This window comes from Sorangium sp. So ce887 (assembly GCF_051521455.1).
GTDB lineage: Bacteria > Myxococcota_A > Polyangia > Polyangiales > Polyangiaceae > Sorangium.
Genome location: NZ_CP150354.1, coordinates 4,835,531 through 4,859,283, shown reverse-complemented (window position 1 = coordinate 4,859,283; position 23,753 = coordinate 4,835,531). Strand labels below are relative to the sequence as shown.

General features: G+C 70.8%; 18 protein-coding genes. 11 read left to right on the top strand and 7 right to left on the bottom strand.

Going from position 1 to position 23,753, the window contains the following annotated elements:
* Positions 1–324 precede the first annotated feature (324 nt).
* Positions 325–2,400, top strand: coding sequence for a glucosyltransferase-I (locus WMF36_RS18020; RefSeq protein WP_437580841.1), 2,076 nt, complete (start codon positions 325–327; stop codon positions 2,398–2,400).
* A gap of 80 nt (positions 2,401–2,480) precedes the next feature.
* On the opposite strand, the gene WMF36_RS18015 is transcribed toward WMF36_RS18020, so the two are convergent.
* Complete coding sequence (locus tag WMF36_RS18015; RefSeq protein ID WP_437580840.1) at positions 2,481–5,279, bottom strand: nSTAND1 domain-containing NTPase; 2,799 nt, start codon at positions 5,277–5,279, stop codon at positions 2,481–2,483.
* A gap of 344 nt (positions 5,280–5,623) precedes the next feature.
* Between WMF36_RS18015 and WMF36_RS18010 the strand changes: the two genes are divergently transcribed.
* Complete coding sequence (locus tag WMF36_RS18010) at positions 5,624–6,631, top strand: hypothetical protein (RefSeq protein WP_437580839.1); 1,008 nt, start codon at positions 5,624–5,626, stop codon at positions 6,629–6,631.
* A 169-nt stretch (positions 6,632–6,800) separates the two neighbouring features.
* On the opposite strand, the gene WMF36_RS18005 is transcribed toward WMF36_RS18010, so the two are convergent.
* On the bottom strand, positions 6,801–8,630 hold the full coding sequence (locus WMF36_RS18005; protein ID WP_437580838.1) for a sigma 54-interacting transcriptional regulator: 1,830 nt from the start codon (positions 8,628–8,630) through the stop codon (positions 6,801–6,803).
* A 159-nt stretch (positions 8,631–8,789) separates the two neighbouring features.
* Between WMF36_RS18005 and WMF36_RS18000 the strand changes: the two genes are divergently transcribed.
* Positions 8,790–9,143, top strand: a complete 354-nt coding sequence (locus WMF36_RS18000; protein ID WP_437580837.1) for a hypothetical protein — start codon at positions 8,790–8,792, stop codon at positions 9,141–9,143.
* Between the two features lie 63 nt (positions 9,144–9,206).
* Here WMF36_RS18000 and WMF36_RS17995 read toward each other — a convergent pair whose 3' ends face one another.
* Positions 9,207–10,424: an MFS transporter gene (locus tag WMF36_RS17995; protein ID WP_437580836.1), complete on the bottom strand. Its 1,218-nt coding sequence runs from the start codon at positions 10,422–10,424 to the stop codon at positions 9,207–9,209.
* A 158-nt stretch (positions 10,425–10,582) separates the two neighbouring features.
* On the opposite strand from WMF36_RS17995, the gene WMF36_RS17990 reads away from it, so the two are divergent.
* From WMF36_RS17990 to WMF36_RS17960, 7 genes are all read left to right on the top strand, one after another.
* Entirely contained in the window at positions 10,583–11,719 is a 1,137-nt protein-coding gene (locus tag WMF36_RS17990) for a pirin family protein (protein ID WP_437580835.1), read from the top strand.
* A 625-nt stretch (positions 11,720–12,344) separates the two neighbouring features.
* Complete coding sequence (locus WMF36_RS17985) at positions 12,345–13,331, top strand: PAS domain-containing protein (RefSeq protein ID WP_437580834.1); 987 nt, start codon at positions 12,345–12,347, stop codon at positions 13,329–13,331.
* 355 nt (positions 13,332–13,686) lie between these two features.
* The gene (locus WMF36_RS17980) at positions 13,687–14,559 is read left to right on the top strand and encodes an ABC transporter permease (protein ID WP_437580833.1); all 873 of its coding nucleotides are present in this window, start codon (positions 13,687–13,689) and stop codon (positions 14,557–14,559) included.
* Complete coding sequence (locus WMF36_RS17975; RefSeq protein ID WP_437580832.1) at positions 14,556–15,410, top strand: ABC transporter ATP-binding protein; 855 nt, start codon at positions 14,556–14,558, stop codon at positions 15,408–15,410. Before WMF36_RS17980 ends, WMF36_RS17975 begins: the two co-directional genes overlap by 4 nt.
* Positions 15,407–16,453, top strand: coding sequence for an ABC transporter substrate-binding protein (locus WMF36_RS17970; RefSeq protein ID WP_437580831.1), 1,047 nt, complete (start codon positions 15,407–15,409; stop codon positions 16,451–16,453). The genes WMF36_RS17975 and WMF36_RS17970 overlap by 4 nt, the downstream gene beginning before the upstream one ends.
* Entirely contained in the window at positions 16,450–16,905 is a 456-nt protein-coding gene (locus WMF36_RS17965) for a nucleoside deaminase (protein WP_437580830.1), read from the top strand. The genes WMF36_RS17970 and WMF36_RS17965 overlap by 4 nt, the downstream gene beginning before the upstream one ends.
* 287 nt (positions 16,906–17,192) lie before the next feature.
* Positions 17,193–18,800, top strand: a complete 1,608-nt coding sequence (locus WMF36_RS17960) for an amidohydrolase family protein (protein WP_437580829.1) — start codon at positions 17,193–17,195, stop codon at positions 18,798–18,800.
* Positions 18,801–18,872: 72 nt separating this feature from the next.
* Here the strand turns inward: WMF36_RS17960 and WMF36_RS17955 are convergent, their stop codons facing one another.
* Positions 18,873–19,835, bottom strand: coding sequence for an SMP-30/gluconolactonase/LRE family protein (locus tag WMF36_RS17955; RefSeq protein WP_437492284.1), 963 nt, complete (start codon positions 19,833–19,835; stop codon positions 18,873–18,875).
* A gap of 209 nt (positions 19,836–20,044) precedes the next feature.
* Positions 20,045–21,118: a winged helix DNA-binding domain-containing protein gene (locus WMF36_RS17950; RefSeq protein ID WP_437580828.1), complete on the bottom strand. Its 1,074-nt coding sequence runs from the start codon at positions 21,116–21,118 to the stop codon at positions 20,045–20,047.
* A 215-nt stretch (positions 21,119–21,333) separates the two neighbouring features.
* Between WMF36_RS17950 and WMF36_RS17945 the strand changes: the two genes are divergently transcribed.
* Entirely contained in the window at positions 21,334–22,359 is a 1,026-nt protein-coding gene (locus WMF36_RS17945; protein WP_437580827.1) for a LamG-like jellyroll fold domain-containing protein, read from the top strand.
* Positions 22,360–22,381: 22 nt separating this feature from the next.
* Here the strand turns inward: WMF36_RS17945 and WMF36_RS17940 are convergent, their stop codons facing one another.
* Both WMF36_RS17940 and WMF36_RS17935 read right to left on the bottom strand, forming a co-directional pair.
* Positions 22,382–22,993, bottom strand: coding sequence for a hypothetical protein (locus WMF36_RS17940; protein ID WP_437580826.1), 612 nt, complete (start codon positions 22,991–22,993; stop codon positions 22,382–22,384).
* Positions 22,990–23,619, bottom strand: coding sequence for a hypothetical protein (locus WMF36_RS17935; protein WP_437580825.1), 630 nt, complete (start codon positions 23,617–23,619; stop codon positions 22,990–22,992). Before WMF36_RS17935 ends, WMF36_RS17940 begins: the two co-directional genes overlap by 4 nt.
* Between the last annotated feature and the right edge of the window lie 134 nt (positions 23,620–23,753).

Genomic DNA, 23,753 nt, shown 5'->3' with positions numbered 1-23,753 from the left:
CCGGGACGGGCGCCCCTCGTTGAGCCGGATCGCGACCGATGAGATCTCCGTGGTACGCTCGTTGCGTGCGCCGCTCGGGGTGCCCCCGGCGAGGCGAGGACGTCGTTCCAGTCACGAACGGGGCAACCGACTCCTTGGATCCTGAGGTGTCATCGATGGCATCGAACAAGCCCCAGCAGGGCGCTCGCCGGAGCGAGGTGCACGGCCGCTGGGCGAGGGAAAGGCGAGAGTAGAATGCGAAGGCGGGACACGGAGCCGAGCCCAGCGCTCTCGGGTCGACGGCGAGGCGGAGGAGCGATCCGTCATGCAGCGGCGGCGGCGTTCGTGCTGGCGTTGATCTACATCTCGGGTGCCTGCCTCCAGGGTGCGATCGCGTGCGGCGAGGGGTTTTGCCCGTCCGGCCTCATCTGCGTCGTCGAGAAGGACGATGCCCCTGCGTGCGTCGTCCCAACCAGCGTCAACACCTGCGGCAACAGCATCGTGGATGACGGCGAAGACTGCGATGACGGCAACCGGGAAGGCGGCGATGGCTGCGGCAGCGATTGCGTACATTGCGGCGACGGGGTTCTGGCAAAGGACGAAATCTGCGACCCCGGATTGCCAGTCACGATATCCTGCATCGCCATGAACTACGATTTCGGCCGCCCGGGGTGCATCAGCTCCTGCGATGACCTGTCCGCCATTCCGTGCGGAAGCTGGAACTGGCGTCGGCAGGAGCGCGCCACACTGGAAACGTTGAGGGGCGTGTGGGGAAGCGGGCCGCAGGATGCCTTCGCCGTGGGCGATAACGGCGCGATCACGCGCTACAACGGCCAGGACTGGCAGGCCATGCCCTCGCCCACATCGAAAAGGTTGTCCGGCGTGTGGGGGAGCGGGCCGAAGGACGTCTTTGCTGTGGGTACGCTCGGCACGATTCTGCGCTACGACGGCCAGGACTGGCGGGCCATGAGCTCGACCACGTTGACAACGTTGCATGGCGTGTGGGGGAGCGGGCCGCAGGATGTCTTTGCCGTGGGTACTCTCGGCACGATCCTGCGCTACAACGGCCATGATTGGCAGTCCATGGCCTCGCCCACATCGGCGGAAGGGCTTGCTGACGTGTGGGGGAGCGGGCCGCGGGATGTCTTTGCCGTCGGTACGAACGGCACGATCCTGCGCTATAACGGCGATTCTTGGCAGGCCATGACCTCGACCACGTCGGCAGATTTGCGTGGCGTGTGGGGGAGCGGGCCGCAGGATGTCTTTGCCGTGGGTGACGGGGGCATGGTGCTGCACTACGACGGCCAGGGCTGGCAGGCCATGGCCTCGCCCACGTCGGAAGCGCTGTCCGGCGTGTGGGGGAGCGGGCCGCAGAATGTCTATGCCGTGGGTGTCGAGGGCACGATGCTGCACTACGACGGCCAGAGCTGGCAGCCCATGACCTTGCCCACGACGTTCTCCGCAGCGGAGGTACCGTTGTCCACAGAGGGTGTACCGTTGCGTGGCGTGTGGGGCAGCGGGCCGCAGGATGTCTTTGCCGTGGCTGACCAAGGCAACACGCTGCACTACAACGGCCAGGACTGGCAGAACATGACCTTGCTCACATCGTCCACATCGGTGGAATGGTTGAACGGCGCCTGGGGGAGCGGGCCGAAGGATGTCTTTGCCGTCGGTGCTAACGGCACGATCCAGCACTACAACGATCAGGGCTGGCAGGCCATGGACTCGACCACGTCGGCACTTTTGCGTGGCGTGTGGGGGAGCGGGCCGAAGGATGTCTTTGCCGTGGGTACGAACGGCACGATCCTGCGCTACAACGGCGAGGACTGGCAGGCCATGAGCTCGACCACATTGACACTGAATAGCGTCTGGGGGAGCGGGCCGAAGGATGTCTTTGCCGTGGGTGATTTCGGCACGATCCTGCGCTACGACGGCCAGGACTGGCAGGCCATGAGCTCGACCACATTGACAACTCTGAATGGCGTCTGGGGGAGCGGGCCGAAGGATGTCTTTGCCGTGGGTGATTTCGGCACGATCCTGCACTACGACGGTCAGGACTGGCAGGCCATGACCTCGCCCCCAATGGAGGTACCGTTGAGCGGCGTGTGGGGGAGCGGGCCGAAGGATGTCTTTGCCGTGGGTGTTAACGGCACGATCCTGCACTACGACGGCCAGGACTGGCAGGCCATGAGCTCGACCACATTGACAACGTTGAATGGCGTGTGGGGGAGCGGGCCGAAGGATGTCTTTGCTGTGGGTGAGTTCGGCCAGCTCCTGCACTACGACGGAGTCTCCTGGCTCAAGCTCAATTCCACGACGGATCGCATCCTTTTCGCGGTGTGGGGCGCCGGGAAATCGTCCTTTGTAGTCGGCGAGGGCGGCGCCATCTACCGTCACACCCGAACGGTACTGCCGCGGTAGCCGCACAGCCTCGAAACGACATTCGCGACCTGCCGAGGCCCGTCACCCACCTGCCCGCGGCGCGCCTCCGGTGGCGCCCGCTACTTCAACCTCGCCCCGACCTTCCCCACCGTCCGCTCGATCAGCTCCTCCTGCTCGCGCTTGCTCCGCAGCGCGGCCTCCGCCGCCGCCCTCGCCTTCCGCTCCTGCTCGGTGGCCTTTCCCTCGGCCTCGCGCGCCTCGGTCTCGGACTGCTGCGCGGTGTCCCGCGCCGCCCGCGCCTCGCCCGCCGCGACGCGGGCCCGCGCGGCCTCGGCCTCGGCGCGCTCCCGGGCCTCCTCCGCCTCGCGCTGCATCCGCTCGGCCCGCCGCCGCTCCGCCTCGCTGTCCTGCCGCGCCCTCTCGGCCGCGCTCCGCTGCGCCTCCTCGCTCGCGAGCGCCTCCTTCAGCGTGTCCTCCTTCCTCCGGATCTCGTCGAGCTGCGCCGAGATCACCCCGTTCTGGCGGGTCAGCTTCACGATCCCCGCCCCCGCCACGCCGACCAGGATCGACAGCGCCGCGATGACCCCGGTGACGAGCCGGCGTCGCCTTCGCTGCGTGTGGTCGGCCAGCCGGAGCACCGCCTCGAGGAAGAGCCGCTCGCGCTCCGGCAGCGCGCCCCGGTAGCGCTCGCGAAAGCCGCGCGCCCCCGCGGCGACCTTGCCCCGCCAGAGCGTGTCCGCGGCGCGACCGCTCGCGTCCCAGAGCCGGGCCGCGGCGCGCAGCCGGTCGAGGAACACGGCGTCTTCCTGGCTCTCGTCGAGCCAGCGCTTGAGCGTCGGCCACCGCTCGATGAGCGACTCGTGGACGAGCTCCACCGTGCTGCCCGCGCGGTCGCTCCCCTTCTCGATCGCCAGGAGCCGCCCGTCGGCGAGCCGCCCCACCACCCGCTCGATCTCGCCCGGGTCCCCCGGCAGCTCGCAGAGCTCGCCCAGGCTGGCCACGGCCCGCGTCCGCTCCGGCGTCACAAGGCGCTCCAGGACCGCCCGCGCGAGCTTCGCCTGTCGCTCGCTCATCCCGGCCAGCAGCGTGTCGGCGTGGCTCGCCAGGGCGCCCGCCACGCCGCCGAGCGCCTCGTAGCTCGCCCGCGTGAGCAGCCGGCGCCCCCGATCGCGCATCTCCCAGAGCCTCGCCGCGGTGAACTGGAGCAGCGGCAGGGCCCCGCGCGTGGTCTCCAGCGCGTCGAGGATGCCCTCGACCATCGCCGGATCCTCGATCTCGTGCCGGGCCGCCTCGACCGGCCTCACCAGCGCCTCACGCAGCCCCTCGCGCCCCATCGGCCGGAGGAACACGAGGCCTCGGGTCATCGCCGCCATGAAATGCTCGTGCTCGGCCATCCGCTCGAGGAAATCCGAGCGCACCGACAGGACGACCCGGAGCGGAGAGGACGCGTCGTCGGCGATGCCCTCGAGGCACGCGAGGAACGCCGCGCGCTCGCCGGCCGGGGCGCCGAGCGTGATGAGCTCCTCGAACTGATCGATGAACAGCAAGAGGCGCCGCTGCGCGCGGCCCGCCCACCCGCGCAGCGCGGCGCCGAGCACGCCGGGCTCGGCGCGCAGCCGCTCGTTCAGGGCCGCGCGCGTCGCCGCGCCGCTGTCGGGAGCGAGCGCCAGCAAGTCGGTGCTCAGGGTCACGGCAGGGCTGATGAAGAGCTCCGCGAGCGCCGCCAGCGGCTCGCGCCCGGGCCGGAGGACGAGCGCCTCCCAGCCCTCGCCGGAGCGCTTGAGCGCCGGGATCACCCCGGCCCGCACGAGCGACGACTTCCCCACGCCCGACGCGCCCGCGATCGCGAGCAGCGGCTGGCTGCGGAGGCGCGCGACCACGCCCGCGAGGTCCTGCGCGCGGCCGAAGAAGCGGTCGGCGTCGGCCTCCTGGAAGGACGAGAGGCCGGCGAACGGGCTCTCGTCGGCGCCGAGATGGATCTCCCGGCGTCCGGGCAGGAGGGGCAACAGCTCGGCCAGGAGCTCCTGCGCCGAGGCGAACCGCTCGGCCTTGCGCTTGCGCAGGCAGCGATCGATGATCGCGCCGAGCGCGCCGACCTCCGGGTGGCGCGCGCTGACCTCGGGCATCGGCTCGTCGAGGCGCGGCACCGCGACGAGGTCGGGCATCCTGCACGGCGCGAGCGGATGCGCGCCGAGCACGAGCTCGTGGAGCAGGATGCCCACGGCCCAGACATCGCTCGACGGGCCGACCTCCTGGGCTTGCCACTGCTCGGGGGACATGTAAGGCAGCGTGCCGACCAGCGCTCCCGGGTGCGTCAGGCCCATGTCCCCGGCGACAGGGGGCTCGGCGACGAGGCTCGCCTCGTCATCGCGCAGCTTGGCGATGCCGAAATCGACCACCTTGATCGCGCCCGATGCGTCCAGCATGACGTTCTCCGGCTTGAGATCGCGATGAACGATGCCGGAAGCGTGCGCGCTCGCGAGCGCGCGCACGACGGGGACCATCATCTCGACGGCCAGGCCGGGCGGGACCGGCACCGTCGACGCCCGGCTGGGGGCATCGGCGGGCTTGCGCTGCTTCATCCAGGCACGGAAGCTCTGCCCCTCGATGTACTCGAGCACCATGTACGGGAATCCGTCGTGCTCGTTCACCTCGTGGATCGTCACGATATGCTCGTGCTTGCAGCGCGCGGTGACCTGCGCTTCGGCCAGGAAGCGCTGGACTCCGGTGCTGCTCAGCTTCGTGAGGAGCTTGATCGCGACGAGGCGCGCGAGCCGGAGGTCACGCGCCAGGAAGACGACCCCCATACCCCCCCGGCCGAGCTCGCGCAGGAGCTCGTAATGGCCTATGCGGCCGCCGGCCGACGGCGGCGACCTGGCCGGCTCCGACGATGACGGCGGGTCGACCGTCGCGCGCATCGTCTGGGTCCTCATCATCTCGCGAGCCCCGGCGACCACGCCGGGAGATATAGCCGTTCCAGCGCGCGCCTGTACTCCTTTCACCCGGCGGAGCCCATCCGCGTCCCTGCCACACGGCCTCCGGATAGATCCCCCGGCTCCGAGCGGCCCAGACCCCCGACGGCACAGCCGGGCGCCGGCTTGCCTGGCAGGAGCCCCCGTGCGATCGTCGCCCTATCCTACGTTTGTGCTCGATGTGTCGAACACGATGTGCGCGCGACGTGCACGGCGAGCCTGGGCGCGCGCTGGACGGGTGCGCGAGCGGAGGTCCCACGGACGCCCCGAAGGAGAGGCGCTCGGCTGTCATGACGACGACCCGCAATCGATCCGCTCGAATCGCGCTCTCGACAGCGCAGCTCCTCCTGCCCATCGCCCTCGCGGGCCTGTGCGCTGCGCCCGCGCGAGCCCAGACGCCGCTGCCGCCATGGCACCAGGGGGTCTCCGAGGAGCGACGGCAGCGGGCGCAGGCGCTCTTCGCCGAGGCGCGCGAGCTGCACCGGCGCGGGATGCTCGCCGAGGCGCGGGCCCAGTACGAGGAGGCGCTGGCTGCCTGGGAGCACCCCGAGCTCCGGCTTTATCTTGGGCGGGTGTTGAAGCTCATTGGCCTGCCTCTCCTGGCCCACGAGAACCTGCGCCTCTCCCTCCGCTGGGGGCCCGGCTCGCTCGATGCCGAGAAGGAGCAGGAGGCGCGCGCGGCGATGCGAGCGCTCGTCGAGCGGGAGCTCGCCGCCATCGAGATCCGCTGTGACGAGCCGGGCGCCGTCGTGCTGATGGATGGCCAGCCCTGGTTCGACGGCCCCGGCGCCGAGCGCCGGATGGTCATGCCGGGAGAGCATGTCATCACGGCGAGAAAGAACGGCCACTTCACGGTCGTCAAGCCCATCCTCGTCTTCGCCGGCAAAGAGGCCTCGGGACAGATCGCCCTGAGCGTCGATACCGTCGTCACCAGGCAGCGGTGGGCCACGTGGCTCCCGTGGGCCACGCTCGGTGCAGGCGCGGCCCTGGGCATCGCAGGCGGCGGGCTGATGTTGCATGCCTACGCGGACCACGAAGCGACAGACCGGCGCCTTCGGAACGGCTGCGCTCCGTGGTGCGAGGCGCTCGCCCGTGACGCGTACGATCGCAGCGTCCTCGAGAACCGGCTGGCGATCGGCGCCCTCGTCGCCAGCGGAGCCGCCGCGATCACGGGGACGGCCCTGCTCTTCATGAACACGCAACACGACCGCACCGAGGATCGCGGCGGCGTGAAGATCGAGATCCGGCCCGCCGCGTCGCCCGATACTGCGGCGCTGTCGGCTCGGCTCGTGTTCTGATCGCGCGGCCACGGCGAGGCCGGTCGGCGACAGACTACCATCAGGGCTCCAGATCCCTGAAGCATCGACGAAACTCGCCCTGGGCGATGCTCCGATCGCTCGTTCCCCGGCGCTGTACGCAACACGAGGCCCAGTGATCAGCCCCGCACGGGCGGGCAGCCGAGCCCCATCACGGGCTCCGCTTCCCCTCCCGCGCGAGGATACCGAATTGCTTGAGCTTGAAGGTGAAGGTGCGGACAGGCATCCCGAGGAGCGCCGCCGCCCGTTTCTGGACCCCGTCCGCGGCGTCGAGCGCCTGACGCATGCGCGTGCACTCGATTTCTCGGAGCTCCTCGGCGATGGGCGTGAAGCGGGGAGGACCCGCGGCGGGCGGCGCAGCGGTGTCCGCCGCGGGGCGCGGCGGGACATCGATGCCGGCGATGCGCTCCGGCAGACTCCATGGCTCGATCACGGGGCCGTCCGCCGTGGCGGCGGCGTACTCCATGGCGTTCTTGAGCTCACGCACGTTGCCGGGGAACGGGTGCGCGAAGAGCGCGGCGAGCGCGGCTTCCGAGAGATCGAGCGCGGGCCGCCCGGTCCGGGCGCGCGCCTCGGCGAGGAACAGGCGGGCCAGGATCGGCAGCTCGCGCGGCCGGTGCCGGAGCGGGGGCAGCTCGACGACGGCGGCGCTCAGGCGGAAGAGCAGGTCTTGACGGAAGCGGCCGGCGCGGACCTCGGCCTCCAGATCGCGGTTCGTGGCGGCGACGATCCGGATGTCCACCTCGCGCTCGCGCACGTCGCCGAGGCGCGTGATCCGCTTCGCCTCGAGCGCGCGGAGCAGCTTGGCCTGCACGCCGAGGGGCAGCTCGCCGACCTCGTCGAAGAAGACGGTGCCGCCGTGCGCCCGCTCCAGCAGGCCGGGCTTGGGCGCCCGCGCCTCCGAGAACGCGCCCCTCTCGTAGCCGAAGAGCTCGCTCTCCACCAGCGTCTCCGGGAGCGCGGCGCAGTTGAGCGTGATCAGCGGCTTCTGGGCCCGCGCAGACCAGTGGTGCATGGCGGCGGCGGCGTTCTCCTTGCCCGCACCCGTCTCGCCAAGGACGAGGACCGGCAGATCGCTCGCCGCGAGGCGCCGGATCAGCTCGAACAGCCGGATCATGGCCGAATCGGCCACCACGACGGTGCGCTCGCCGATGACGTGCCGGACGGCCGTCTCCGAGGCGGAGGCGATCGCCCCTGGAGCGGCGATCGACGCGGCGGTCCGCGCGCCCGCGAGGAGCGTCTCGGTGTCGCCGCCGTCGAACGGGTAGCACGCCAGTCCGCCGCGCGCCTCGGGGGCCAGCGGCGCGATCGCCTCGAGCACCTGGAGCACCGCGCCGCGCGCCAGCGCTCCGCCGAGCTCGGGGAACCCGATGGCCAGGTGAGAGGCCCCGTCCCAGGCGACGATGTCCATCAACCGGAGCGCCGAGAGCGCCCGCTGCTCGAGCGTCGTGCGCATCTGCACGGGCCCGAGGGACACCACCGCCAGGCCGAACGGCCGCGCCGAGTCGGCGGCGCGCTCGATCTCCTCCTCGACGCGCCGGCGCAGCCGGCCCATCTCGATGAGAGCGCTGCCCCTCGACGGCAGCTCGCGCCGGAAGATCAGCGTGGTATCGCCGATGGTGATGACGTCGCCGGAGCCGAGCGTGCGCGAGCCCTCGATGCGCTCGCCGTTGACGAGCGTCCCATTGTGGCTGCCGAGATCCGCGATCCGGATCTCGCCTCTGGAGAAGGCGAGCTCGGCGTGCCGCCGGGACACAGCGGCGGTGTCGAGCCTCACGTCTGCCTCGTCGCTGCGCCCCACGATGAGCACGCCGTCGTCGGGCAGGGCGCGCCGGTACGACGAGGAAGCGCCGATGACGAGGAGGTAGGAGTAGATCCCTGGGCTGTCCGGGGACTCCCGCAGCTCGAAGGTCTGCGTCGTCAACGGCGAGCTCGCGGGGCCGATCATCAGCCCGAAGCTATAGTCGAAGCCCTTGCGCATGCAAGCTGCGGGCCTCTCGGGTCAGCGCCGGGCTACAGCGCTTTCAGCAGCTCAAGCGCCGATGATATGACCGCGACGTTTCGAAGGAATTCTCTCTCCCCGCCCCGGAACCTTCGCTGCCGGCGCCTGTCAAGAGCGCTATCCAAGGAGGCACTCGTCATGGCTGAAGCTTTCCATATGGGCGGCTGGGGCATGTACCCCACGCTCGTCTTCGGGCTCCTGCTCCTCGCCGCATCCGTCCGTTATGCCCTCTCGCCCGAGCGGCGGTTCGTGCCGCTCCAGATCAGCCTCGGTATTCTGACGCTGGTGTCCGGCGGCCTCGGGTTCATCAGCGGCACCATCAAGTCGCTCACGTTCATCGGCGCGGTGCCGCCCGATTCGCGCTGGCTCTGGATCGTCGGCCTCGGCGAGTCGCTCAACAACGTCGCGCTGGCGCTCGCGCTCCTCATCCTCTCGTCCCTCGCCGCCACCGTGGGGGCTTATCGCCTCTCGCAGATGAATCCCGCCCGCTGACGCCCGCGCCCCGAGCCCACCCCGGCGCGCCGCCGCCGGGCGCCGGGGGACGCGGCGGCAGGGCTATGTGCGCTGGGCCGCGGCAATGGCGACGCGCCGCTCGATCCCGAGGAACAGGAGCGGGATCGCGAGCGTGAACGCGATCGAGAGGGCGGCGACGACCGGCATGCCGTCGAGGCGCCTGTCCGGGAGCTCGTGGAGCAACCTGGCCGACCAGAACGCCGCGATCGCGGCCGCCATGTGCTGCACGGCCGACTGCATCGAGGTGAAGCGCGCCCGCTCGGCGGGGCGCGGCACCTTCGACGTGAGCGTGTTGTACGAGACGTTGCGGAACGTCATGCCGAGCATGAAGACGATGAAGATGCCGAGCACCGGCAGCCCCGGCACGTACGAGAAGAACCCGGCGTAGAGGACGCCCACGAGCACCGCCGCTCCCACGGAGCCCGTCTGGAACGCGCCGAAGCGATCGACCAGCGGGCCCACGGCGCGCATCGCGACGAAGCTGACCAGGCCCCCCACGAAGTAGAGCAGCCCGAGCCGCTCGCGCGGGTACCCGAGGTTGTACTGCACGTAGGCGGAGATGTTGGGGATCACCAGGAACGACGCCATCGTCACGATCGCCGTCGTCGCGTACGAGAGCATCACGAGCGGCCGGCCGAGGAGGGCGCGGAGCTCCCTGGGGGCGCTGCCCGATGACCGCGCGCCGGCGAGGTGATCTCGCATCGAGGGCAGCAGGAAGATCGCGAGCCCGGCGACGAGCAGCCCGAGCGCCGCGACGGCGAAGAACGGCAGCTGGAAGCCGCCGCGCCGGGCGAGCTCCAGCCCGGCCGGGATGCCGAGCACCGAGGCGACCGAGAACGAGCCCATCACGACGCCCATCGCCTTGCCGCGCCGCTCGGGCGGGATGACGTCGGCGACGATGGAGAACGCGACGGAGGTCGCGGGCCCGCCGAACGCCCCGGCGAGCACGCGCGCCGCCATGAGGCTCGGCAATCCGGTCGCGAAGCCGCCGGCCGCGGTGCCGACGACGAGGCCGAGCATCGCCACCGCGAGCGCGCTGCGCCGGTCGAACCGGTCGAGGAAGAACGCGCCGGCGAGGCCCGAGAGCGCGGCCGCCGCCGTGTAGCTACCGCCGATGAGGCCGATATCCGACATCGAGATGCCGAGGGCGACCGCGAAGTCGGGCCCGAGCGGCATCACCATCACGAAGTCGAGGACGTTGATGAACTGGACCGCAGCGACGAGAAAGATGATGCTCCGCTCGGAGCGACGTGTGGACACAAGGATCCACTCTAACGTCAGAGCGACGCTCGGACGAGAGGATACGAGCCGCCGAGGCGCCAGGATCGTTCGGGGCGCGGGCGGCGCCGGTGGTTGCCCCCGGGGCAACGCCAGGTTGCGCGCGCGCACCGTTGTCCCTCCCCGTGGGGCACTTTACAATGGCTGCCATGGATCGCCGCACTGCCCTCGGTGCCCTCGCCGCGACGCCCGTGGTCGCCGCGTGCGCCCGCACCGAGCCCTCGCCCAGCCGCACCGATGAAGCCGCGCTCGCCGCGGAGGACGTGGTCCGCGACGTCGCGCCGCTCGGGCTCGGGTCCCCCTGGGAGACGCTCGACCCGTTCCTGTTCTGCGTCCACCACCACGACGCGTACCCGGCCGGCAACGAGCGGATGGGGCCGGCCGCCTCGCTCGCGGGCCGCGCCATCGGCCGCGATTTCGCGGGCAAGGACGGCTGGCGCATGTACCACGGCGGCGGGGTCCCCGGCTTCCCGCAGCACCCGCACCGCGGCTTCGAGACGGTGACGGTCGTGCGGCGCGGGCTCATCGATCACTCGGACTCGCTCGGCGCGGCCGCGCGCTACGGCCGCGGCGACGTCCAGTGGCTCACGGCGGGGAGCGGCGTCGTCCACGCGGAGATGTTCCCGCTCATCGAGAAGGACGGGCCCAACCCGCTCGAGCTCTTCCAGATCTGGCTCAACCTCCCGCGCGCCGACAAGCTCGCCGACCCGCAGTTCGTGATGATGTGGGGCGACACGATCCCGAAGCAGCTCGTGCGCGACGCCGCGGGCAGGGCGACCGAGATCACCGTCGTCGCCGGCAACTTCGGCGAGCTCCGCCCGCCGGCGCCGCCGCCGAGGTCGTGGGCGGCGCGCGCGGACGCCGACGTCGCGATCTGGACGCTCACGATGGCGCCGGGCGCGCGGTTCGCGCTGCCGGCCGCCTCGCCCGGCGCGGGCCGCGCGCTCTACTTCTTCCGCGGCACCGAGCTGCGCGTCGGCGCCCGCCGCGTCCCCGCGGGCCACAGGATCACGCTCCGCGACGGCGCCTCAGCGCTCCTCGAGAACGGCCCCGACGAGGCCGAGATCCTGCTCCTCCAGGGCCGACCCATCGGCGAGCCCGTCGCGCAGCAGGGCCCCTTCGTGATGACCTCGATGGCCGAGGTCCAGCAGGCCTTCATCGACTACCGGCGGACCGGCTTCGGCGGGTGGCCGTGGCCGAGCGACGACCCTGTTCACGCGCGCGCGGCCGGCCGGTTCGCGCGGTACCCCGACGGGCGCATCGACAAGGCTGGATGACCCTCGCCGGCGCGAGCCCCACCGGCGGCGCTCCCTGAGCGCCGTCCGGAGCGGGCGCCGCGGACCCCGAAGCTCTGATAGACGTCCTTCGTCCCGGGGACGTACTCTTCGTCCCGGGGACGTACTCGAGGACCGCGCCGGTCACCGCCGCGCGCACCTCGGCGGCGGTGACCTCGCGTGTCGAATCCGAGCAATCGAACCGACGAGCCGACCGAGCCGCGGCAGCCCCGAAGAATGGGTGAGCAGGTGCCGTAGTGTGAACCGCGGCGAGTCGGCGGTTGGCTCCTTATCTTCTGAGCACCGCTCTGGATCTCACGGGCTCCGCGAAACAATAGCCGTAGTACTCCGCGGTTCCGGCTCTGGTAGATGTGCTCAAGCTACAGCTTGAACATCGCGCACCGCGAGGGTCGGATCTCCACGAGGGCGAGGAACGTCTTGGTCGAGATCCACAGATTCCGCCCACCCGCTCCGGTGATGCGCATCCGGTGATGCGCTCCGGTGATGCGCTCCGGTGATGAACAAGCGCCGACTGAGAGCGCCGACACGGGACATCGACCACGCTTGACAGGCGTTGCGCTTCAGACAATCATGCGCTAAATGTGGCGGTCAGCACGTGGTGCCCTGAATGCAGTCCGAGCCAGACAACGATACGGCGCTTGACGAACAGGTAGCCGCGCTTCGGAGGCGCGTCGCGGAGCTGGAGGAGGAGCTGGCCGAGGCGCGACGGCCGCGCGCGCAGAGGCCTTCCGAGCAGCCGCATGGGCTGCTGGCCCAGTTCTTCTCGGTGGACGCCTCCGGCCACGCCGCGCTTCTCGACGCGATCCCGGCGATGGTGTTCTTCAAGGATCGAGAGCACCGCTACCTCGCTGTCAACAAGGCCTACGCCGATCACTATCGCCTCTCGGCCGAGAAGATCGTCGGGAAGCGCGACGAGGAGATCTTCGTCCCGGAGGTCGCGCGCAGCTACCGCGAGAACGACGAGATCATCATGTCGGACGGAGTCCCGCGGCTGAACGTGGAGCTCCGGTGGAAGCTCGAGGACGGGAGCGACGGCTGGACGCTGGAGAACAACGTCCCCTTCCGCGACGCCAGCGGCCGCGTGATCGGGATGGTCGGGGTCGTGGTCGACATGACCGCGCGAAAGAGGACGGAAGATGCGCTGCGGCAGATCGAGTCCGACCTCCTCGCCAGCCAGTCGCGGCTGCTCGAGACGATAGCCGCCCTCTCGACGCCGCTCCTGCCGATCGACGAGGGTGTCCTCGTCCTGCCGCTCGTCGGCCACCTCGACAGGGCGCGGTGCCGCCAGCTCATGACAGCGCTGCTGCAAGGCGTGGAGCGCCATGACGCCGAGCTCGTGATCCTCGATCTCACCGGCGTTCCGCTCATCGACAGCGACGTCGCGGATCACCTCCTGCGCGCGGTGCAGGCCGTGTACCTGCTCGGCGCGCAGTGCGTCCTGGTCGGCATGTCCGCGAGCACCGCCGGCTCGCTCGTGCAGACCGGCGAGGCGCTCGACGAGCTCATCCTCCTGAGAGACCTCCGGGCCGGCGTGCGCTACGCGATGGCGCGGCGGAGGGCCATGGCCCACCCCCCTCCGATGACGCACCGGTAAACGGCGAGCCACGCCGCCCCGCTCTCCCGCTCACCCGCTCGTCGGGAGGCCATCGGTGGGACTCAACCTCTCTCCTCGCACCTCCACCCAGCGTGCGCGACTTTGGACGCGAGCCCACGCCGCGGCGGAGTCCACCGGCGCGCGGCCGCGTGGCGGCGTGGCTCAACGACGCGTCGATGCGCCAGATCTCACTTGACGGTCTGCCGCCGGACTGGTGACATCGCTTCGGGATCATCCTCACGAAGGTCGTTTGGAAGGTCGGTTGATCGCCTGGCGCACAGGCGCGGACCAGAGCTCGTCTTCGGGGCTGAATCGCCTCCTGGCTGGGCTCGATCTGCATCGAATGAACGTCACGATGCGAGGCACGGAGGCCTTCACGAGGATGCTTGTCGACCCGAAGCTGCGCGCGCCGTCGCGACAGTGCGGACAGGCGCCGCCCCGCTGGCTCGCGCTGGGCCGCGCTCTCCCGGGCCGGGCTCGCCTGCCGCTCGGGGCGGCGGGCTTTCTGCTGATGATCGCGGTCTACGCCTGGCTCCCGGATCGCGACGGGGCGAGAGCCGCCATCGTGCCGACGCTCGCGAGCATCGCGCGCGCCACGGCCGACGCGCTCGTCGCGAAGGAGCTCTGGATCGACGTCCAGCACAGCTTCCTGCGCGTCACGGCCGGGTTCGCCGCCGCCGCGATCCTCGCGGTCCCCCTCGGCGTGCTCGCCGGCGCGTTCCGGTCGATCGCCGCGCTGCTCGAGCCGCCGACCGAGTTTCTCCGCTACGTCCCGGTGCCGGCGCTGATCCCGCTGGTCATGATCGTGGCGGGCATCGGCGAGGGCGCGAAGGTCCTCCTTGTGTTTCTGGGCACCTTCTTTCAGCTGCTGCTCATGACCGCCGGCGAGGTGCGGCGGGTCCCGGCGCCCCTGCTCCACGTCAGCCGGAGCCTGGGAGCGAACCGGCGCGAGATCGTCTGGCGCGTCCTGACCCCGGCCGCCCTCCCCGGGATCTGGAGCGCGCTGCGCATGTGCAACGGCTGGGCGTGGAGCTACGTCGTCGTCGCCGAGCTCGTGGCGGCGACCGAGGGCCTCGGCTTTCGCATCCTGCGCTTCTATCGCTTCCTCCAGACGCCGAGCATCTACGCCTACCTGCTGGTGCTCGGGCTCCTCGGCCTCGGGCTCGACTGGGTGTTCCGCGCGACCTCGCGCCGTCTCTTCCGCTGGACGCCGGGGGGCGGGGCATGAAGCTGTCGCTGCGCGGCGTCGGCAAGACGTACTCCGGTCGCCGCGGCGAGACGAACGCCCTCGCGCCGCTCGACATGGACGTCCGCGAGGGCGAGTTCATCAGCCTGGTGGGCCCCTCCGGGTGCGGCAAATCGACGCTCCTGCACATCGTCGCCGGGCTCGAGCCGGCGACCGCCGGCGCCATCGAGCTCGACGGCGAGCGCGTCCTCGGCCCCGGCGCCGAGATCGGCCTCATGTTCCAGCAGCAGACGCTGTTCCCCTGGCTGAGCGTGCGGGAGAACGTCCGCTTTCCCCTGACCCTCGCCCGCAACCGCGCGCGCGCGCCCGGGGGCGCTCGCGACCGGCAGGCGGCCCGGGTCGAGAGCCTGCTGCGCCTGGTGGGGCTCTGGGACTTCCGCGACGGCTACCCCGCGGAGCTGAGCGGCGGCATGCAGCAGCGCGCCGCCCTCGCGCGGGCGCTCGTCGTGCAGCCCGAGGTGCTGCTGATGGACGAGCCGTTCGGCGCGCTCGACGCCCAGACGCGCGAGCAGATGCAGGAGCTCTTGCTCCACCTCATCCAGCACCACCGCATCACGACGCTGTTCGTCACGCACGACGTGGACGAGGCCCTGCTCCTCGCCGATCGCATCGTCGTCTTCTCCGAGCGGCCGGGCCGCGTCCTGGCCACGCTCGACGTGACCTTCGCGCGGGCGGCCCGCTCGTCGGAGCTCAAGCTCGACGAGGCCTTCCTGCACCAGAAGCGGGAGATCATGGCGTTGCTGCGCGGGCGCCCTCGTTCCGAGACCCAGCGCGACCGCCTGCTGTTCGGGCTCACCAACACGCAACTGGAACAGGGAGAAGGGGGATCATGAAACGAAGGACCGTCTTGCAAGAGCTCGGGGCAGCGCTGGCCTGCCTCGTCCTGTCCGTGGGCTGCTCGAACAAGGACGCGGCGCCGAGCGACCCGGGCGCCGCCGCCGGGTCGAGCGCGCGCGCCGGGGCCGCGGCGCCGCCTCCCGCGCAGATCAAGCTCACCGTCGGTCACGACCTGTGGATCGGCTACTCGGGCGTCTTCCTCGCGAACGAGCTCGAGCTCTTCAAGAAGGCCGGGTTGAGCGTCGAGCTCAAGCCGTTCTCGAACCCCGGCGACACGCTCGCGGCGCTGGCCTCGGGCCAGCTCGACGTCGGCCTCACCACCCTGCAGAACCTCGCGGTGCTGAACGGCAACAGCGAGACCGACGTGGTGGCCATCGCCCTGGTCGACAGCTCGAACGGCGCGGACGCCGTGGTGGCGAAGGAGGGTATCGCGACCATGGCCGATCTCAAGGGCAAGACGGTCGCCCTCACGCTCGGCGAGGTCAACCACATGCTGTTCCTCTTCGGGCTCGAGAAGAGCGGTATCGGCCCCGGCGACGTGAAGATCACCAGCATGAGCGCCGACGACGCCGGCGCCGCGTTCGTCGCCGGGAAGGTCGACGCCGCGGTCACCTGGGAGCCGTGGATCACCAAGGCGACCAAGCACGGAGGCCACGTGATCTTCACGAGCGCCAGCATGCCCGACACGATCACGAACTCTGTGGTCGTCCAGAGGTCCAAGCTCGCGTCGGGGAGCGAGGCCTACACCCGGCTGCTCGGCGCCATCGATCAGGGGGTCCGGACGCTGCGGAGCGAGCCCGACAAGGCATATCCCATCATCGGCAAGTACTTGAACGCTCCGCCCGAGGACGTGAAGGGCATGCTGAGCGGCGACAAGATCTACGACCTGGCCGACAACAAGCAGCTCTTCGGCACCGCGGACAAGGCCGGTCCCGTCTATGCATCGTTGAAGTCGGTGGTCGACTTCACCGTCCAGTCCAAGCTCGTCAAGAAGGCGCCGGCGCCCGAGTCGCTGCTCGACCCGAGGCTCATCCGATGAGCCGCGACGAGGAGCTCATGGCGCGGGCGCTGGAGCTCGCGCGCGGCGCGCAGCGCGCGGGCGAGCCGCCGTTCGGCGCCCTGGTGGTCGCCCCGGACGGCACGATCGTGGCGGAGGCGACCGACGAGGTGAACGGCCAGCGCGACCTCACGTACCACGCCGAGGTGGGCGCCGTTCGCCGCGCGTGCGCGGCCGTCGGGCCGGATTTGCAGGGATACACGCTGTACACGACCGTGGAGCCCTGCCCGATGTGCTTCACCGCGGCCTGGCTCGCCCGGATCAGCCGCGTCGTCTTCGGCTGCACGATGCGGGAGGTCACGGCGGCGACGGGCGGCGCGCAGCGCGAGCTGGCCGTCCCGGCGCGCTGGATGAACGAGAACTCCGGCGCGCCCGTCGCTCTGGTCGGCGGCGTCCTCGACGATCAGTGCCTCGCGCTGTTCGGCCAGGCGTAGCGCGCTCGGGACTGGCGGGCTCGCCCCCGGGCCTCTGCGCGCGGGGGCTGTTGCTGAGGAAGCAGCGCCGCTGAACCGCTGCTCGGATCCGAGCAGCGCGCGGGGCGAGCGCGCCGGAGGGGCGCCGAGATCTGCGGCCAGGAGGGCAAGACCCACCGGGGCCGGTGCCGAGGCACGCGCGTTGCACCCAACGTTTGGCAGCTGACGGCGCAGCTGACGGCGCTCCGGCGCGGCCATCGTCCCTCACCGGCGACGTCGGCGCGCCTCTACCCTTCTCCGGAGTCTTCATGACCGACCGTATCGCTCGTCTCAAGGCCTCCCGCTCCGTGGCGGTCAAGGAAAAGCTCGACTACCCCGTCATCGACACGGACATCCACACCAACGATTACTCGCCGGCGCTCGAGGATTTCGTCGCCACGTACGGCGGCGCCAAGCTCGTCGACGATCTGCGCAAGGCGCTGAGCTCCCGGCGCCGCAACGCCGAGAACAGCAGCGGCAAGGACTGGTACAGCCAGACGCCCGAGGAGCGGCAGCATCACCGCACGGTCAGGTCCCCGTGGTGGGCGCGGGTGACGCGCAACACGCTGGACGTGGCCACGTACCACCTCCCGTCGCTGCTCGCCGAGCGCCTGGAGGAGCAGGGCTCCGACTACTCGGTGCTGTTCCCGAACAATACCCTCGCGCCGCTGGCCGTGAAGGACCCGAGCGCGCGGCAGGCGCTGCAGCGCGCGATCAACCACTATCACGCCGAGCTGTTCCGCAAGTACAGCGACCGCCTCACCCCGGTGGCGGGCATCCCGCTGAACACGCCGCAGGAGGGGATCGAAGAGCTGGAGTTCGCCGTCAAGAAGCTCGGGCTCAAGGCGATCAACATCGCCGGCGGCGTGCGCCGTCCGATCAAGGCGATCGCCGAGAAGTACCCGGCGGACCAGCACCCGGAGATCGCGAAGTACGCGACTTACATCGACTTCTACGGTCTGGACAGCGAGCACAACTACGATCCTTTCTGGGCGAAGGTGGTCGAGCTCGGGGTGCCCGTGCTCACCCACTATGGCAGCCAGGGCTGGACGGGGCGCTCGTCGATCAGCAACTACATGAACAACCACATCGGCCATTTCGCCGACGGCTCGGAGGCGTTCGCCAAGGCCCTGTTCTTCGGCGGCGTCACCCGCCGCTTCCCGGGGCTGCGCATCGGCATGCTCGAGGGCGGGGCGGACTGGGGCGCGCGGGTCTACATCCACCTGGTCGACCGGTTCCACAAGCGCGGCCCCGAGGGGTTGAAGCACTACGACCCGGCGGCGACCGATCGCGCGCTCCTGGCCGAGCTGTTCCGGCGGCACGGCGCGGATCTCGTGAAGGGGCGCTCCATCGAGGGCGAGCAGCTGATCGCCGACACGCTCGGGGCCAACTACACGAGCGACGCGCGCCAGCCTGGGCCGGAGCACCGCAACGACTTCGCGGCGGCGGGCATCGAGAAGGTGGAGGACATCCGCGATCGCTGGGTGAACAACTTCTTCTTCGGGTCCGAGTCGGACGACCGCACCCTCGCCGCCGCGTTCAACGACAAGGCGAACCCGCTCGGCGCGAAGATCAACGCCATCTACTCGTCGGACGTCGGCCACTGGGACGTCCCCGACCTGACCGAGGCGCTCGCGGAGAGCTGGAGCCTCGTGGAAGAGGGCGTCATCAGCGCCGAGGACTTCAAGGCGTATGTCTTCGAGAACCCGTACAAGCTCTACACCGAGGCCAACGCGAGCTTCTTCAAGGGCACGCGGGTCGAGGAGAAGCTGAAGCGGCAGGCGTCGGCGAGAGGCGCCGGCGACGAGCGGCGCGGCCCGCAGCCCGGCGCCCGGAGCGAGGGCTCCCCCGGCAAACCGGTCGAAGTCAGCGCGTAGCCTCGACGACGTCCGCTGTCGTCCCCCCCGGCCGGCCGCCGCGGCGAGCGGCGGCGAGCCGGACGGCGCGGATCACCGCAGGTGCGCGAGCGGGAGCCCCGCGACGGGCGCGCGGAACGTGAGGAGCCGCGGCATCGCCAGCGACCCCATGTAGCAGGTGCGGAGATCGGGCCCGCCGAACGTGATGCTCGTGGGCAGCTGCACGGTGTCTCCGGCGCAGGCGCCGAGATCGGCCGGCTCGATGGTGCCGCTCCGCTGCTTCACGGTCATCGCCTCCAGGACCGCGGGGCGCGGGTCCTCGAAGACGGTCTGGTAGCTGCCGTCGGGGAAGATCACGGCGAGGCCGTTGCGGCAGACGGCCGCCACCCAGAGGTTGCCCTCGGCGTCGAAGGCAAAGCCGTCCATGTACCCGCCCACGCCGAGGCTGTCCGGGCCGAACTGCTCGGGATCGCCCAGGCTGCCGTCGTCTCGCACCGGGAAGCGGAGGAGGCGGCCGGGGATGGTCTCGACGGCGTAGAGGAACTCCTCGGCGGCGTCGAGGCGCACCTCGTTGGTCATGCTGAGGTTGTCGGCCACGATGCGCGGGCCCTTCTCGTCGACGAGCACGATGTACCCGTCGCGGAGGTTGCCCGCGACGGCGTTCCACCACGGGAGCTGCCGTGTCAAGACGGAGATCCAGAGGCGGTCCCGCGAGTCGATGAAGCAGAAGTTCACGGCGCCGAGCGGCTTGCCGTCGATGGAGTCGAGGAGGACCTCGGACCGGCCGTCGCGGTGGAGCTTGTAGACCTTGCCGCCGGACAGGGCGGCGACGATGAGGTTCCCCTGCCGGTCCATCGCCATGCCGTTCGGCTCGCCCACGTCCGGGCCGAGGGTCGCCTGCCTGCCGTCCGGATCGATGCGCGTCGCGATGCCGCGGGCGTCCGAGCTCCAGAGGGTGCCGTCGGCCTCTGCAATCACACACTCCGGCCGGACAAGCCCCTGCCCAACGTGCTCGATCCGCGACGGATCGAGGGTGAAGCCCCTCACAGATGACATGAATTGACCTCCCGGCACGGCGCCTCGCCGCGCGCGCTCGACGCGGGCGAGCATAACATCCCCGTCCCGTTCACGAGGGGGATCTTCTTCGCGCTGACCACGGGGACGCCCTGGTAGCGAGGTCGGGATGGAGCTCGGGCCAGCCCAGCTCAGGTGCGGGACTCGGACGTTTATGGTGGCCCGGAGGTGGGCAAATTCTCGCTGTAGCGCTAGCTCGCGACCGTGACAGGCATCCCCAGGAACCGGCTGTACCGCTCGATCGCCCTTTGCAGGGCGGCCTTCTCGCTCTTCCTTGGCCGCAGCGGGAGATTCATCGTGACCGTGACCGCTCTTCTCTGGATCGTGCGGCGCCAGCCGCCGACGACCCGGCCGTCGAGCACGACGATGTGCGCCATGAGCGCGTCGCCGGCAGCGCGCAGCAGCGCGGGGTCGAGCGTCGCGCTGTGGTCCTTGTAGGCGATGACGTATTCGTCGTAGTTGGGCAGGAGGTGAACGAGCGGTGTCTCGAGCTCGCCGCAGCGCGCCTGCTTGGCCGCGAACCAGTGGACCTTGCCGTCGACCGTCTCGTGCTGAAGGTGTGCGCTGGCCATCTCGATGCCGGCCCTGGCCTCGGTCAGGGTGAGCCCCGACCACCAGGCGAAGTCCTTCACCAGCGCTGGCCCGTGGCTCGCGAAGTACCGTCTCGTGAGCTCGGCCAGCGCCTCGTCGCGCCCCTGCGCCTTCGCCCTCGGGGCTCGCTCGTCGAGCAGGGCATAGGTGAACTGCTTGCCGCGGAGCGGGCCGCTGCAGAGGATCGCGTCCAGCTCGGCGCGCATCAGGAGGTAGGCGAGCCGCAGGCCGCTCGCGCGGATGCCGGCCTCCTCGTACACCCGCGCGATCTCCGTCCGTGTGAGCTGGGCACCCCCCTGCAAGGCCCTCACGAGCGCGTCGTTGCTCCTCGCGAACACCGCATCGTCGAGCTCCAGCTGTCGATACGGGTAGGCGTTCGCGGCGTTCACGCGCGGGGCCGTGAGGCCGAGCATCCAGCGGATGTCCTGCGGCATCACCAGATGCCATGTGGGCCGCAGGACATGGGTGCGGAGGATCTTGCCGTCGTCGAACAGCCGGTCGAGCTCGGCGTCAGTGACGCCGGTGGTCCGCTGCGCGATGGCCCATTTCGCCCCGGCGTAGTCCTGGGCCTGCACCGCGCATAGCCATTGAACCACGTCCTCGGGCCGCTCGCACGGGGGCCCCACGAGGCGCTCGTTGTGGAGCCGCTGGCGGATGATGTCGAGGTTGTCCACGGTACGCCGCCAGAATACCAGCCGGCGCGAAGAAGGAAACCGCGCTGCGGCCTCGCGAGGTCAGCAGCGCCAGCCGGCGATGCCCGGAGACGGGGCCGCTCGGGTCGGCGCGAGCCAATGCTCCTCGGGGTCGTCGGCCGGCGGCGCCTCCAGCGCCGGCGCGGCGCGCTGCCTTCTCCCGGTGAGCGCGCAGCGGTAGGATGTGGCCTATGCGGATGTCCCTGCTGATTGTCTCGCTCCAGCTCTTCGTCGCATGTGCCCCCGAGTTGCGGCTCGGTGAACTCCCTGGCTCCGGTTCTGGAGCGGCCGGCGGCGCCGGCGGCGCCGACGGCGGGGGGACCGCCGCCTCCGGCTCAACGACGGGCGATGGGTCGAGCAGCGCGGCGGGCGGCGGCACCGCGGAGCCCGGCGCGGGAGCCGGCGAGGGGGAAGGCGGCTCGGGGGGCGGAGGTGCCGGAGGGCGCGATTGCGCGAGCGATTCGTCCTGCCTCAGCGGCGATGGCCTCGTCGCGCGGTATTTCCTCGACGAGGCGGCGAACGGGCCTGCGCCCACGCAGGTCGAGGACGCCGCCGGAGCGCCGATGCCGCTCGCGCTGACGTACGGGGAGGAGATGGGCTTCGCGGCGGACGGCGCGGCGCACAGCGGGCTCTCCTGGACGGCGGTCGCGGCCGACAGCCGGGCCTCCGCGGCGATCGACGGCACGAAGATCCATACCGCGCTGCACGGGTCCCGGACCGGCACGATGGAGGCTGTGCTCAGCATCGCCGAGGTGGTCGTCGACGGCTCGCGCATCCTCCATATCGGCAGCGGCACGGAGTCCGGTCGCTTCACGCTCCGCTCGGAGCAGCTTGGCCAGATCGAGCTCTGGTGGAACGGCAACAACTGCGGCGGCGCGTGGGACGCCCAGCTCCCGGCGCGCGCGGTGGTGCACGTCGTGCTCGACACGACCGTCCAGGAGCCCGCGGAAGATCGGGTCCGACTCTACATCAACGGCGCAACGGCCCCGCGGAGCAACCCGGTAGTCGGCTATTGCGCGATGCACAAACGCGTGCCCGGGGTGGACACGACGCTCGATCTCGCCGAGGGAAGGCACCTCGTCCTCGGCAACCGCGAGCTCGGCGGACGGTCGTATTCGGGCGCGATGTACTATGCGGCGCTCTACGCGAAGGCGCTCACCGCGGCGGAGATCGAGCAGAACGCGGTCGCGCTGCTCATCCGCGACGACGGCCCGGGGCGGTGAGCGGCGCACCGGGCGGCGCGCCTCATGGCCGCGAGCGGACCGCGCGCCCGCGGCCCGCGCCGCCTCCGCCGGCCGACTGGGCCCGCTGCTTCGCCTTCAGGTACGCCGCCTCGTCGACCGCCTCGTCGTGCGCGAAGCGGACCAGCGCGGGCACGACCGCGGCCTCCCACGCCTCCGTGAGGCGGAGCGCGAGGAAGTCGCTGAAGAGCGCGTCGAGCGTCGCCTCGAGCGCCTCGACCAGGCGCATCCGCTCGTAGAGCACCTCGTGGACCTCGTCGTCCTTCTTCGTGAGCTCCGCCGGGATCGACAGGTTCGCGAGACCGAGCGTGTCCCCCTTGAAGAGCCACGCATACTCGCGCTCGCCGGACACCAGCCGCAGGCGCGCCTCGCGCGGGAGCTTGCCCTGGCGCAGCGCCTCCTTCGCCTCGGGCGCCGCGCCCGGCGCCGCGGTCTTGAGCACGCTCTCATCCTTCTCGAAGGCGAGCGTGAGGCGCGCCTCCAGCCAGAGCGCGCACGCTGGCTCGCCCGTCGGAGCGAGGTTCGTCTCGAAGAGCATGCTCTCGAACCAGAGCCAGAGCAGAAACTCGCGCCCGACGAAGCGATTGCGCTCGATGCGCTCGACGAGATCCGTCACTCCGCAGCTCCGGCCCGCGCGAGCGAGGTCGGCTCGAGCGCCTCCCAGAGCTTCTCCGCGCGCGCGTCCAGCTGGCGCCGTTCCGCCGCGGTGCCGGGGCTCTCCGGGACCAGCTTGAGGCGGAACGTCTTCTCGAAGAGATCCTGGACGAGGAGGTGCACGCGCGGCGACTGGCTGAAGAAGCGCGCCATGCCGGTCCCCGTGTTCCAGACGAGGTCGGTGCTCCTGGTGACCGGGATGAGCTGCCGCCGGAGCTTCTTCAGCACGAAGAGCTTGAGATCGGCGCGCGCCTTCTTCCCGAGCCGCTCCAGGCCCTTTCTCTCGAGCAGCGCCGCCTCCGCGTCCCGGAGGTGGGCCTGCAGCAGCGGCTTGGGCACGACCCAGCGGTCGACGCGCAGGCCGAGGCAGACGTACTCGTTGAAGAAGACCTTCTCGTGGTCGAGGTCCACATCCATCGGGTCCTCGATCGAGCACCACCCGTGGCGCTCGCTCTCGTCTTCCTCCGGGACGAGCGGCTGCGAGGCGGCGGCGCGGACGCGCCTCATCGACGTGCCGGCGAGGTTGTCGGGCGGATCGCCGAGCACGAAGAACCGGGAGAAGGTGAGCTTGCCGCGGAGAGCACCCAAAGTCGCGCCTGCGTAGAGGCGAGCCACGCGCGACGCAAGGGATTTGGGACCTCCATGCACCGGGATTCAATTATCGCCCGCGGCGCGATAGCCGTCGAAGAGCGCCCTGGCCTCGAATCCATCGCCCGGGGGCA